Genomic DNA, 12,789 nt, shown 5'->3' on the forward strand with positions numbered 1-12,789 from the left:
AAGTATTATATATACTAATACTTTAACGATATATTAACAACAATTTAATGCAATTACCAATTTTACAAGTTATTATCCCAATAATTGCATCAATGTTTTGCTTTCTTGCCAAGAAACACAAGGTATCTTGGTTTATTTCTTTTATTGCAACAACAATCACTCTTATCATTTCATCAATACTACTCATTAAAACATATAAAGGCGAAATTATAACTTATCACCTTGGGGATTGGGCTCCCCCGTACGGCATAGAGTTAAGAATCGACGTGTTGAACTCCTTGATTCTAACTTTGGTGAATTTTATAGCGCTGATTAGCGTGCTTTATAGCTTTTATATTAACGAAAAAGAAATTAGCAAAAACAAAATCACTGGTTTTTACTCTCTATTTCTACTGTGCTTAAGCGGACTGTTCGGGATTCTGGTAACAAACGACATATTTAACCTTTACGTTTTCTTGGAAATTTCATCTCTTTCTTCTTATGTATTAGTTTCAATGGGAAGGGATAAAAAAGCCTTGGTTGCAGCATTTGAATATCTAATTAGTGGAACAATAGGTGCAACATTTTATTTATTTGGCATCGGGCTCTTGTATTCAATGACTGGAACGCTCAATATGTCTGACATGGCTGAAAGAATAGTTCCATTATACGATAACAACATCATAAAACTTGGCACGTTGTTCATTTTTGTTGGTCTCTCAATCAAAATGGCACTGTTTCCATTAAGCAGGTGGCTGGTTAATGCATATAGTGAGGCGCCAAGTTTCATTAGCATATTCTTTTCAGGCACAGTGACAAAAGTGATGATATATGTTTTCATCAGAATCTTTTATACTGTTTTTCATCAAAATTTTTTCTTGTTTAAGCCGCTACTGGACAATGTGATAATTATCCTCGCACTTTGCGCTATTGTATTTGGGTCGATATTTGCAATAACCGCAAAAGACATAAAAAGACTGCTTGCTCACTCTAGTATTAGCCAAATTGGTTATATAATTTTAGCACTGAGTTTTAACTCAAAAACAGGTGTATTTGCAGCAATTCTTCACATAGTAAACCACAGCATAATAAAAACATCTTTATTTATGGCTGCAGGATGTATTTCTTACAAATTTGATACAACAAAAATAGAGAATTTATCGGGACTCAAGAAATCAATGCCTTATACAGCACTTGCGTTCACTCTACTCAGTTTAGCATTAATCGGTGTGCCTTTAACAAATGGCTTTGTAAGCAAGTGGTATATAATGAAAGCAATTATCGAATCTCGCGCGTGGATTTCCCTGATAGCTTTTGCTGCCGGTTCTTTTCTTGCACTAATATACATGTGGAAGATGGTAGAGAAAATGTATTTTGAAAATGATGCAACGTCACGCACTAGAATGACACTAGGCAAAATTAATGATGTGCCATTTCCTATGCTTTTCTGTCTATTGTTTATGGCAGCTTTAACAGTAGTAACTGGAATATATAGCACTCCAATTCGGTTAGTAGTTGAGAAGTTGGTTTTTTGATTTTTATCTTTGTTTCATATTTTACTATACTTTAAGGTTATAAGGTCTTTATTGTGGGTAGGCTGAAGAAGATTCATTGGTTATTAGTCATTAACGTGATAGCGCTGTTTTGCGTTGGCATTGTTGTTCAATACTCTTCTGCTGGAGGAAAGTGGGTGCCATTTGCGATTCACCAACTGGTCATATTTTCCTTCTTTTTCCTACTCGCTATAGCTATGTCATTCATAGAGCTAGATTTTTATTTGAAGTACGCCTACTTTTTTTATATAGCAGCAGCGATTTCACTATTAGCAGTAAATTTTTTTGGCTCACACATAATGGGTGCAACAAGGTGGATAAGAATTGGATCAATTAGTTTGCAACCATCAGAATTTGCAAAAGTAGGCTTAATACTTGCGCTTGCTCGCTATTTTGATAAGCAGAGTATGTATAAAATGATGGAATTTAAAAGATTGCTTAAGGCACTTATAATTATTTTCTTACCCGTGTTCTTGGTGTTAAAGCAACCTAATTTAGGCACAGCTATGATAATGTTATTTATAGGGATATCAATTATATTCACAACAATAATAAAAAGATCTCATTCAGTAATATGTGGAACTCTTGGCATTTTTGCAGTACCGGCTATTTGGCCTTTTTTACGTCCTTATCACAAGCAAAGGATATTGTCATTTTTGGATTCATCAGTGGATCCACTTGGAATAGGTTATAATGCGCAGCAATCTCAAATAGCTATTGGTTCAGGAGGTTTGCTTGGTAAGGGCTTTGTTAACGGAAGTCAAACTCAACTTGGATTTTTGCCGGAGAAACGTACAGATTTTGCTTTTGCAGTGCTGAGTGAGGAATGGGGCTTTTTAGGTAGCATGGCTTTAATTTTGCTTTATACCTCATTACTTGGAGTAATTTTCTCTATCGCTTATAGGTCGAAAAATTATTTTTCTAAGTCGGTATCTATCGGCATTTTCGCCTTTTTTAGCGCTCATTTTTTTGTAAACATTGGAATGTCAATAGGCCTCTTGCCTGTGATAGGCGATCCACTGCCATTTCTTTCCTATGGAGGAAGTACAACTGCTGCAAGCTTGATATGCATAGGATTATTGCTGGCAATAAAAGCAGATGAACAACAAAATGCTTGTATTTTACCTATGCTAAAGTAAAATTAAACTTTACTTAATAGTTTTTATGCTAGATGAAATGCGTGAGGAATGTGGGGTATTTGGCATAAGTTGCAACCAAAGTGCTGCTTTTAACTCTATACTTGCTCTCCACGCTTTGCAGCATAGAGGTCAAGAGTCTTTTGGCGTAGTAACCAGTAACAACGATAAGCTGCACTCTTATCACTTTCAAGGTCAAGTGAGCAGCGTATTTGATGATATAGATGAAATAAAGAAATCCTTACCTGGAGATTGTGCAATAGGTCACGTTCGATACTCAACAAGTGGTAATAAGTTTGGAGTGCAGCCCATGCTTGGCAAAAGTGGCAAATTTGGGGATTTTGCCATAGCACATAATGGTAATTTAATTAATATTTCTCCAATACGCGAACAATTAATTAAACAAGAGTGCGTTTTTCAGTCAGATATTGATACAGAAGTAGTAGTGCATCTGACAGCAAGCGGTGAAAAAGATAGCTTCTTAGAGAGTTTTATATATGCATTAAAGCAAATACAAGGTGCTTATTCTTTTGTGGCAATCAATCAAGAAGTAGTTATTGGAGTACGTGATCCGTCTGGAATCAGGCCTCTTGTTTTAGGGAAGTTAAACGGTTCTTATGTTCTTGCATCTGAAACTTGTGCTCTTGATATAGTAAATGCAGAGTTTGTTAGAGAAATAGAACCAGGTGAGTTAGTCACCATTGATCGAAATGGTAATCTAGCTTCAGCATTTCCTTTCCCACAGCAAAAATCAAGTTTTTGTATTTTTGAATACGTTTATTTTTCAAGACCAGACAGCATAATGGAGAATAGGTCCATATATGATATAAGAAAAGAAATAGGAAGAATACTTGCAGAAGAGAGCCCACCAAAAAACAATATGGATATGGTTGTACCAATACCTGATTCTGGAATACCTGCAGCTATTGGATATGCAAAGCATTCAGGGTTACCTATGGAACTGGGAATAATTCGTAATCATTACATAGGAAGAACTTTTATACAACCAACCGCTGAAGTACGTAAAGTTAGAATAAAATTAAAATTCAATGCTAATAAGCACATTTTGAAAGGTAAAAACATAATTTTAATAGATGATAGTATAGTGCGTGGTAGTACGTTAACAAATATAATAGTTATGTTAAAGGATGCAGGAGTAAAAGAGATTCACCTCAAAATTTCAAGCCCACCAATTAAGCATTCTTGTTTTTATGGAATAGATACGCCAGAGTGCAAAGATTTAATTGCTGCAAATAAATCTGTAGAGGAAATTAAGGAAGTTATAGGAGTAGATAGCCTAGCCTTCTTGAGTATTGATGGACTATATCAGGCTGTTAAAGCAGAAAAGCGTAACAATGCTACACCACAATATTGTGATGCTTGTTTCACTGGTGATTATCCGATTGGCAAATAGTCTACGCAAGGTCTTAAGTTTAGAAAATCTTAAACCGCCAAAATTTCTCTTGGCCTTTACTAATTCCGATTCTCGGGGTGCAAATATAATCTGGTTTGAGGTAAGATTCATAAACACAAAATTCGTGGCTTATAGTAAGGTCCTGTTTGTTATGTTCTTTTGTAATATTTAATCTTTTACACAATATTCCTGGCCCACCTAAATTTGCCTCAAGCGGTTCAATGAGCTTTAATCCCCGTATTAACACTGCTGCTGGGAACCCTTCTGCTTCTGTTACAATATTTAAACAGTAATACATTCCATATATAAAGTACACATATGAAAACCCCGGCATACCAAACATTACTGAGGTTCGGTTAGTATAACCCTTAGCTGCATGACAAGCTGGGTCACTCATTCCTATATAGGCTTCAACTTCGGTTATTATTCCACTAAAGTTAGAAAATTTCAGCATCTTTCCTAGTAACTCCCCGGCTACAACCAAAGTTGGCCGCTCGTAGAAATTTCTTGGTAGTATTGTGTTGCTCATCATAAAAGTATAAGTTACTTGCAGATGCAAGCAACTTATACTGAATTTTCACTACTTTACCTATTTTGAAGCAGCAGGAGCTTGATGCTTTTGTGATGCGCCGCTCAAGTCTTCTACATTTGTTGAATGCTGCTCCAAAAATTTTACTTCTTCAGAGCTTTGTTGTAATTGTGTTTGTGGCAATTGTGATGCTAACACTTCATGTAAAGGCTTTGCTTCATATTGCCTTCCTACTTTTACTTCTTTATGTGCAGCTAATTGCTCCATAGTAACACCATTACCCTCAATAAGTTCTACGGAGCCATTATCATGAATATTAATTTTAATATTACATTCTTTTCCTTGAGCATTCCACTTTAAAGTCATTTGATATGACCCATTAGCTACTTCATAAATTCTTGTTCCATGTTCATCAACCCGGCAACGTAGCCCCCTTGCTTTACTTTGAGGTAGCAATAATGTAATTGCTTTCACGCCATATTGTTTACACAAATCGTTATTTAGAATGTCACTCATGCTTATTTCTTTTGTATTACTACCTATCGCAATTCTTACGGCAGGCTCAATAATATTATCTTCATTTTTGCTTTCTTTAAGTTTTATAAATTCTATATCATTATTTTCTATATTTTTAGATATCTCTTCTTTAATTTGTTCAGCAATTTTGCCTATAATGTTCTTACCACCATATTTATTCTCATCCCGAGCAGTATATGTACATATACCATTACTATCCTTATGAATATAAGGTTTTGGTTTCTTTTTATTAGTGGTATTAGTAGAAGTGTTGTTCTGCATTATTAAGAGTGACGTATTTAGGTACATTCTCATCTAGTGTTGATTTAGGTACATTTTTAGTATCCGAAATCGAATTATTATCAGAAGGACTGATATTTAGATTAGAAGAAGTTTCAATTAAAGATACAGTTTCAGTGCTATTAGTTAACATATATGCCTCCATTATTTTTAATATATAAATGTTAGCATATAGATACCACGCCAATTAGTCAATATAAATTATGATGTTTAATGTTGAAAGCTCAAATACTCCTTTGCTTGATCGGTTAGAACGCGCCCTCTTGGTGTGCGCTTTACAAAACTAATTTTGATTAAATAAGGTTCTACTGTTTCTTCAATATTGCCAACATCTTCGGATAGCGCAATAGATATGGTGTCAATTCCAACAGGGCCTGAAGTGTTGAATAAAAATCTTAGATAATTCATATCAAGTTTATTGAGTCCCATTTTATCTACACCCAATTTTAGTAATACAGAATCAGCGACTTCATAAGTAATTTTTTTATCATCTTTCACTTCAACAAAATCCCTTATTCTTCTGAGTAACCTCAAAGCAATTCTTGGAGTGCCGCGCGCACGGCAGGCAATTTCCCGCGCAGCACCCTCTTCAATTTCAGCAGAAAGAACTCTTGCGCCTCTTTTTATAATATTAACCAGCTCCTCAAAGGAATAAAACTCAAGATGCAAAGGAATGCCAAAACGATCTCTGAGTGGCGCAGAAAGTAATCCAAGCCGTGTTGTTGCTCCAATTAGCGTAAATGGTGGTAGATCTATCCTTAAAGTGCGAGTAGATGGACCTTCACCTACTAATATGTCCAAGCAAAAATCTTCCATAGCAGTATATAAAACTTCTTCGATGCTGCGATTTAATCTATGGATTTCGTCGATAAATAGAACATCTTTTGCATTTAAAGTGGTAAGCACTGCGGCCAAATCTCCAGCTTTACTAAGTAAAGGACCAGAAGTTGCGCGAAAGCTAACTCTTAATTCTTTAGAAACAATTTGTGCTAAAGTTGTTTTGCCAAGCCCTGGAGGACCGTACAATAAGACGTGATCTAAAGCTTCAGTTCTCGTCTGTGCAGCGTTTATAAACACTTTTAAATTTTGTATTAAGTCTTTTTGCCCGACAAAATCATCAAGTTGCTCAGGCCTGATGTTGATATTGCGCACATCTTCAGTATATTCTTTACCGCACGATATTGATTTCATAATGTTAAGAGCTCCTTAAGCGCTATGCGAATAATATCCTTAGTGTCCAGATTTGACGATTCGTCTTGTATTTTCTTTATCGTATCATAAGCTTTCATTTTTTCATATCCAAGATTGATCAATGCTGAAAGGGCATCTTCATTAATTGGATTAAAGTTATTGTTATTTATTTCTAGTTTACTTACTTTGCCACTCAATTCAGTGATGATTCGATTTATGAGTTTCAAGCCAAGTCCACTCATCTTGAGTGCTACTTTATCTTCATTCATAATTGCCAAAAATAGCTGTTCTGGAGTTAATTTACTCAAAATTGACATTGCAGTTTTATAGCTAACGCCGCTTACTTTGACAAGCAACCTCAAGCACTGCTGTTCTTCTTTGCTTATAAAACCATATAGCTGAGCGACATTTTCTCTGTTATTTGCATAGGTTTCGATAAGTAATTTAACTCTACTTCCGATGGAACATGCATTTAAAGTTTTGGCTGAAAGATACACCATATAGCCAACATCATTCACATTCAGGATTATGTGATCACTGCGCACTTCATCAACTATTCCGCTTAGATTTCCTATCATTTTTAGCACTGTATAGGGTTCAGTTTAAATACTCCTGGATCTTAGGTCAAGCAAACGAACATTATAACAGGGAAACGTGGCTAAAAAACCACTTGACAAACTCCGCCAGCCCCCTTATCATAAACACTGAAGCTATTTATTTATCTTCTCTGTACAGATTAAATGACAAAAAAACTCACGTATCTGGCGTATCATGTTTAATTTTTTGCACTATGTGCACCTTATGTCTTATAAAATTTCTACCTACATAAGCTGAAACGCGCTTATAAAGCGTTTAAAACATAAAAAAACGCCAACTTAAAAAATGGATAGTGAATAACTAGCTAACCTAGGGTTTCTTTTGCCTTTTTTTCTGTTTAGTAAATTTCTTAACGTTTATAATTTAGATTAGTTGCGGTTTAAAAGTAGCTGAATCGCGGTTATTAAGTGTTTAGAATAAAAAAACGCCATACTTGAAAGTATAATGTAAGTAATTAGCCAATCATGGGGCTTTTTTTGCCTTTTTTTTCGTTTGGTAAATTTCTTAATGTTTATAGCTAAACGACAACCGTCATCCCGCTGCTTGTTAGCGGGATCTATGCTAAGAGATACCGCGGATGAATCGCGCGGTATGACGGTTCGTGGTGGCATCTCGTCATCCCGCTACGTGTTAGCGGCTAAGAGATACCGCGGCGGTATGACGTCTTAGCCATAGATTACCTGATCTCACCATCTTTCCGGTTGTTTTATACATAATTCTCGGATTTTGAAAGTTCACTTTGAATAAATTGCTCATATTCTTTATCCTCTAGTTCTTCAAAAATCTCAGGATAATGTTTACTGGAACGAGTAATTATTGAAATTAGCTCTTGCTTTGTTTTTCTTAGTAAAACCTTTCAAAGAGAGTCTGTTCATCTGGGCGCGCAGACGATCGATACTCCTTTCTATCAAGTGCAACCAAAGCAAAACCTGTTGCAGCCATATGCTTACATGGACCATAATACACAAATGCAGGACAGGAACATGTTCCACTCAAAAGAGGACCATCGTGCTTTAGTGTTACTCGATATACATTTGATCCAACTACCTTTGATTTAGCTTGAGATTCATTAACAGATATAATCTGTACCTTTCTTTTGTCAAAATAATCCCTTCCTCTGGAGCGGTAGGGTTCTTTGATAAGACCTGTGATATCTTTATAATACCATACGCGTCAAGTTAAGGAAATAAAGGTATGAAAGAGATAGAATAATAAGGTATAAGTTCTCCCAGATATACTTTTAGTGAGAGAACCAATGAATAAAATAACTTGCTTATCAAAAAAGCTCAAAGAATTTTTTAATGAAAAAGCAGAGAAAATCTCAATTACAACAAGGTTTATAAAAAGAAAGAGAAAGCTAAAAGGTTCATCATTCGTAAAAGCCATGGTCTTGGGTAATATAGGAGTTGATAATTGTAGCGTAGAAACAATGTGTCAATTACTAAACGAGGACTCGATAGATATAACAAAACAAGGTTTGGATTTTAGATTTACTGAAGAAGCAGTGGAATTTATGAAAAGGATGTATAATGAATCTGTGATTCTCTTTAAAAATATCTTGCAAGTTGATTGCAAAATCTTACAGCAATTTAATAGTGTTAAATTATTGGACAGTAGCTATATTACTCTACCTAACAGTATGGAAGAGATGTATAAAGGTTATGGTACTAGCTACAGTGGCTATGAAAGCAATACTAAGTCTGGAATAAAGTTACAATTAGTTTTCGACTACATGAATCAGATAATAGACCAACTTAATTTAACGGAGGGGGTAAGATCAGACCAGGGATATAGGAAACATTTAAGTAATATATTAAGCAATGATTTGCTAATATCTGATCTCGGTTATTTTGTGCCAAGTTCTTTTAAACAAATCAATGAAATAGGAGCTTATTTCATAAGTCGTTATAAATCCGATACCAACATATATGATGTAGAAACAAATCAAAAAATGGAGTTATTAGAATGTTTAGAGGATAAGTTATTTTTAGAAAACGAGGTATTGTTAGGAAAAGAAGCAAAAATTAGAGTAAGAATTATATGTCAGAAACTAACTGAAGAACAGTCTATGGCCAGAAGAAGGAAAGCTAATAGATTAGCAAGATCGCAGGGATATACATCCTCTAAAAGAAATCAAAAATTGTTGAACTGGTCAATATTTATAACTAATGTTCCAGAAAATAAAATTAGTGCTGAGCAAGTATTAACGATTTACAGAGTAAGGTGGCAAATTGAGTTATTATTTAAATTGTATAAAAGCCATATCAGGCTTGATAAGCTAAAAGGAAAGCCATGCAGAGTATTATGTGAACTATATGCTAAATTGTGCGCAATTCTTATATTTCGCGGCATAGTTGGTTGCACAGAAGTGAAAAAGAATACAGAACTTAGCTTAACAAAGGCATTTATTGAGCTAAAAAGGCGGGTTAGAGAGTTATTTTTAGTATTAACCAAAATTAATAGTTTAAAAGCATTTCTTAAAAAACTCACTATAACTTGGTCGCGATTTTCATTAAAAGACAAACGTAGAAGGGCTAGAGTATCCACTTTAACCTCTCTAAATTTGCTCACAATCTCTTAACTTGACGCGTATGCTTTATAATACAGTCTCATTTTTACCTCCTTTAAAACCCTCAATTTTCTAATATATCCTTTCTTCCATAAAAATTTATTAACTCACCACGACTTTTATATGGCCCTGCGGACAATTTTATAGTGCTATAGCTAACTCAAGAAAGGTTTCCCTACGTCATACCGCGATTCATTCCATAACTGTATGAACATTCATTTTTGAAGGTAAATTGCACAGCAAATGGTGTCATGAAAGTAGCTGACACTGGAATCCAGCCTTGCCGTAATCTCATCAAGAACGTTGTGTTTTAACATAAAACGGCTACTTTTATACTTACCAACTTAATAAAATTCCTGGATCCCAGTGGGCTTTGTTGCATCGCTCTTCGGATAGTAGGTAACGCACAATAAATTTATGAAGCTATCTCAAATTTAGCCATACCAATATCAGTGAACTTATTGAGCAAATAGCATTTAACAAGTAGTTCCTTCTCTCTATTTGTCTCAGATTTATTCCTAAAACTAAACCCGAATGTTTGTTTCAGTCGCGAGAAAAAACTTTCTATATAAGATCTTTTTCCATAACTCATCTCTTTTTTCCACTTCTTTATACCATCTTCATCATATGACTTTATGAGCTTGACTGCAGAATTTCTCTCAGCCATATAGTCTAACTTTGGATGCTCTGCTGCGTTGTTTTTCGGAGGAATTTTCGTTTTTATACCATATTGATTACACAGCTTATAGAGCTTTTCTCTGTCATATGCCCTATCTGCATATAGTACTTTTATGACATACTGAAAATCGACTTCTTTTAGCAAATCACAAGCTCCATAGTGATCAGCCGTTACTGTATTTTACAGCTATGGCTTTTTTGCTGTTTGTATTCAACATTACATGCAATTTTCTTGTCTGTTCATAGCTGCGATACTTTCTATCTTCGCTATTTTCTTTGCTATGACCAGGAGTGTTGTTGTATATACTAATTCCTGTACTGTCTATAGCAATTTCGATATCTTCCATATTATTTTCTGCAATCATTGATCTTAATATTGAGTTTCTTAAACCTTCTTGATGATTGTGAATAGCTGATAACTTGCAAATTTTTCCCAATTTGCTCAAGGTATCCTGCTATAAACCCAACTGTTTGCCTCAGGCCTATTCTAAATAAACAAGTTATTATGTGCACCAAAATTACAACTTTATCGCTATAAATATTGTTGCCACCTGGTATTTTTGGACCATTCTCGTACCACTTTTCTATGGCTTCGTTGATATAATGAAAAATATTTCCTCTTTTTTCTAGAAATTTGTTATATTCGCTATGGTTACTGACCCTCATTTTTTGTGGCATATTTTTTCTTTCAAGGTTAAATGGCTATTTTATAATGAATTTTGTCAGTAGCCACCAGATTTTTTCAGTTGCTATGCAACAAAGCCATCCCAGTGTCAAGCACTGGGATGACAAGAAGAGGGTACTTGGATAAGAGGCATTGCCCTCCTGGTAGGCCCAAATTGCAATGTCCGTACAGTTATGGATTCATTCGCGGTACAGATTCCGCTAATGAGTAGCGGAATGACGAATTTGTTGTTTTTCAAATTGTAGGTAAACCTAAGCCACTTTAGCTATATATAATAGAATTTCGCTTTCTACTATCTTTCCAGTTGTTTTATACATAATTCTCGAATTTTGAAAATTTGCTCCATATCTAATTTCTCACTTGTATAAAATTTGTTTTCTTACTTCGAGACCTAATCTACCACAACTTTTATATGGCGTTTCTTTCCTGCAGATAATTTTATAAATGGCTGATCTTTAAAGCTTTCGAAATTTATTACATGATCAATATTGTTTACAACATTATCATTAATCTTGCATCCGTTGCCCTGTATTAAACGCTTTGCAGCGCCTTTTGAAGGTTCAAAACCGGTGTCATGTAGTAGGTCTACTAAGGATATGCCGCTTGCAACTTGTTCTTTTTTTATGATGTAATCAGGAAGTAGTGAGCTATCTTCATTCTCAAAAGCAGAAATTGCAGCAAATTGTGCAAGTTCCGCTTCTTTGTCACCATGACATATTTTTGTCACTTCTGTTGCCAAGACCTTTTTTGCTTCATTTATTTCTTGATCCTTTAAAGACTCTAATTTTCTAATCTCATCAATTGGCACATCAGTGAGCAATCTTAAAAAACGTCCAACATCTTGATCATCAACGTTGCGAAAATATTGCCAGTAGTCGTAAGGCTTTAGCATATTATCATCAAGCCACACTGCTCCACTTTCAGTTTTGCCCATTTTTTTTCCTTGTGCATTTAATAAAAGAGGCATGGTAAGGCCAAATAGCTCAGGTAAATTCAACTTTTTTCCAAGTTCAATTCCGTTTACTATATTTCCCCACTGGTCTGACCCTCCAATCTGCAGACGACAATCATATTTTTTGTTTAATTCAATAAAGTCGTAAGCTTGCAATAGCATGTAATTAAATTCCAGAAAGCTTAAGGTTTGCTCTCTATCCAGCCTGGTTTTCACACTATCAAAACTTAGCATACGATTTACAGAAAAATAAGCTCCTATATCACGCAAAAAATCTATGTATTTTATGTTATCCAACCAATCTGCGTTATTTACTATCATTGCACCAGTCTTGCTGTCATTAAAAGACACCATTTTCTCTAATATTCTCCTTATACTGGATGTATTTTGATTGATGTTCTCTACAGGCAAGATGCTTCTTGCTTTATCTTTGAAGGATGGGTCACCAATTTTTGTTGTGCCACCTCCAAGTAAGACTATCGGCTTATAACCAAATTTTTGTAGGTGACAGAGCATCATAATCTGAATTAGGTGACCAGCATGAAGACTTGGTGCTGTGCAATCAAACCCAATGTATGCAACTATATAATTGCTCTGCAATAATAATTGATCTAGTCCTTCAATGTTTGTGCATTGGTATAGGTACCCTCTTTCTTGGATGAAATTTAAAAATTCAGATGCGTGTTTCAT

Annotated in this window: 12 protein-coding genes and 1 pseudogene; 5 read left to right on the forward strand and 8 right to left on the reverse strand. The window is 35.0% G+C overall.

Going from position 1 to position 12,789, the window contains the following annotated elements; all coding sequences use genetic code 11:
• The first annotated feature begins 47 nt into the window (after window positions 1–47).
• From OM961_RS05255 to purF, 3 genes are read left to right on the forward strand one after another with little or no spacing between them, the layout of a single operon-like run.
• On the forward strand, window positions 48–1,514 hold the full coding sequence (locus OM961_RS05255; protein WP_155969254.1) for a proton-conducting transporter transmembrane domain-containing protein: 1,467 nt from the start codon (window positions 48–50) through the stop codon (window positions 1,512–1,514).
• A gap of 53 nt (window positions 1,515–1,567) precedes the next feature.
• Window positions 1,568–2,671, forward strand: a complete 1,104-nt coding sequence (rodA, locus tag OM961_RS05260; protein WP_151807632.1) for a rod shape-determining protein RodA — start codon at window positions 1,568–1,570, stop codon at window positions 2,669–2,671.
• A gap of 25 nt (window positions 2,672–2,696) precedes the next feature.
• Window positions 2,697–4,082 carry an amidophosphoribosyltransferase gene (gene purF / locus OM961_RS05265; protein WP_065094852.1) on the forward strand — a complete coding sequence of 462 codons (1,386 nt, stop codon included), beginning with the start codon at window positions 2,697–2,699 and terminating at the stop codon, window positions 4,080–4,082.
• A gap of 19 nt (window positions 4,083–4,101) precedes the next feature.
• Here the strand turns inward: purF and OM961_RS05270 are convergent, their stop codons facing one another.
• From OM961_RS05270 to OM961_RS07400, 6 genes are all read right to left on the reverse strand, one after another.
• Entirely contained in the window at window positions 4,102–4,611 is a 510-nt protein-coding gene (locus OM961_RS05270; RefSeq protein WP_264339539.1) for a DNA-3-methyladenine glycosylase, read from the reverse strand.
• Window positions 4,612–4,671: 60 nt separating this feature from the next.
• On the reverse strand, window positions 4,672–5,409 hold the full coding sequence (locus OM961_RS05275) for a hypothetical protein (protein ID WP_182282721.1): 738 nt from the start codon (window positions 5,407–5,409) through the stop codon (window positions 4,672–4,674).
• Window positions 5,387–5,614, reverse strand: a complete 228-nt coding sequence (locus OM961_RS05280) for a hypothetical protein (RefSeq protein ID WP_264339540.1) — start codon at window positions 5,612–5,614, stop codon at window positions 5,387–5,389. The genes OM961_RS05275 and OM961_RS05280 overlap by 23 nt, the downstream gene beginning before the upstream one ends.
• 23 nt (window positions 5,615–5,637) lie before the next feature.
• Window positions 5,638–6,618 carry a Holliday junction branch migration DNA helicase RuvB gene (ruvB, locus tag OM961_RS05285; RefSeq protein WP_182309817.1) on the reverse strand — a complete coding sequence of 327 codons (981 nt, stop codon included), beginning with the start codon at window positions 6,616–6,618 and terminating at the stop codon, window positions 5,638–5,640.
• Complete coding sequence (gene ruvA, locus OM961_RS05290) at window positions 6,615–7,196, reverse strand: Holliday junction branch migration protein RuvA (RefSeq protein ID WP_264339603.1); 582 nt, start codon at window positions 7,194–7,196, stop codon at window positions 6,615–6,617. Before ruvA ends, ruvB begins: the two co-directional genes overlap by 4 nt.
• A gap of 862 nt (window positions 7,197–8,058) precedes the next feature.
• Window positions 8,059–8,367 carry an SWIM zinc finger family protein gene (locus OM961_RS07400; RefSeq protein WP_405196812.1) on the reverse strand — a complete coding sequence of 103 codons (309 nt, stop codon included), beginning with the start codon at window positions 8,365–8,367 and terminating at the stop codon, window positions 8,059–8,061.
• 103 nt (window positions 8,368–8,470) lie between these two features.
• Here OM961_RS07400 and OM961_RS05300 point away from each other — a divergent pair, with 103 nt between their 5' ends.
• Window positions 8,471–9,796: an IS4 family transposase gene (locus OM961_RS05300; RefSeq protein WP_264339205.1), complete on the forward strand. Its 1,326-nt coding sequence runs from the start codon at window positions 8,471–8,473 to the stop codon at window positions 9,794–9,796.
• A gap of 403 nt (window positions 9,797–10,199) precedes the next feature.
• Here OM961_RS05300 and OM961_RS07700 read toward each other — a convergent pair.
• Window positions 10,200–11,140, reverse strand: a pseudogene (locus tag OM961_RS07700) (IS5 family transposase).
• A 41-nt stretch (window positions 11,141–11,181) separates the two neighbouring features.
• Between OM961_RS07700 and OM961_RS05320 the strand changes: the two are divergent.
• Entirely contained in the window at window positions 11,182–11,358 is a 177-nt protein-coding gene (locus tag OM961_RS05320; protein ID WP_264339542.1) for a hypothetical protein, read from the forward strand.
• Window positions 11,359–11,538: 180 nt separating this feature from the next.
• On the opposite strand, the gene tyrS is transcribed toward OM961_RS05320, so the two are convergent.
• Window positions 11,539–12,789, reverse strand: coding sequence for a tyrosine--tRNA ligase (tyrS, locus tag OM961_RS05325; protein ID WP_007548582.1), 1,251 nt, complete (start codon window positions 12,787–12,789; stop codon window positions 11,539–11,541).

The sequence above is a fragment of the Wolbachia endosymbiont (group A) of Cydia splendana genome (assembly GCF_947179475.1).
Taxonomy (GTDB): Bacteria; Pseudomonadota; Alphaproteobacteria; order Rickettsiales; family Anaplasmataceae; genus Wolbachia; species Wolbachia pipientis.

What these genes read in the sequence shown, in the direction of transcription:
- OM961_RS05255 (WP_155969254.1), top strand. Translation starts at nt 48, where the DNA reads ATGCAATTACCAATTTTACAAGTTATTATCCCAATAATTGCATCAATG.
- purF (WP_065094852.1), top strand. Translation starts at nt 2,697, where the DNA reads ATGCTAGATGAAATGCGTGAGGAATGTGGGGTATTTGGCATAAGTTGC.
- OM961_RS05270 (WP_264339539.1), bottom strand. Translation starts at nt 4,611, where the DNA reads ATGAGCAACACAATACTACCAAGAAATTTCTACGAGCGGCCAACTTTG.
- OM961_RS05275 (WP_182282721.1), bottom strand. Translation starts at nt 5,409, where the DNA reads ATGCAGAACAACACTTCTACTAATACCACTAATAAAAAGAAACCAAAA.
- ruvB (WP_182309817.1), bottom strand. Translation starts at nt 6,618, where the DNA reads ATGAAATCAATATCGTGCGGTAAAGAATATACTGAAGATGTGCGCAAT.
- ruvA (WP_264339603.1), bottom strand. Translation starts at nt 7,196, where the DNA reads ATGATAGGAAATCTAAGCGGAATAGTTGATGAAGTGCGCAGTGATCAC.
- OM961_RS05300 (WP_264339205.1), top strand. Translation starts at nt 8,471, where the DNA reads ATGAATAAAATAACTTGCTTATCAAAAAAGCTCAAAGAATTTTTTAAT.
- tyrS (WP_007548582.1), bottom strand. Translation starts at nt 12,789, where the DNA reads ATGAAACACGCATCTGAATTTTTAAATTTCATCCAAGAAAGAGGGTAC.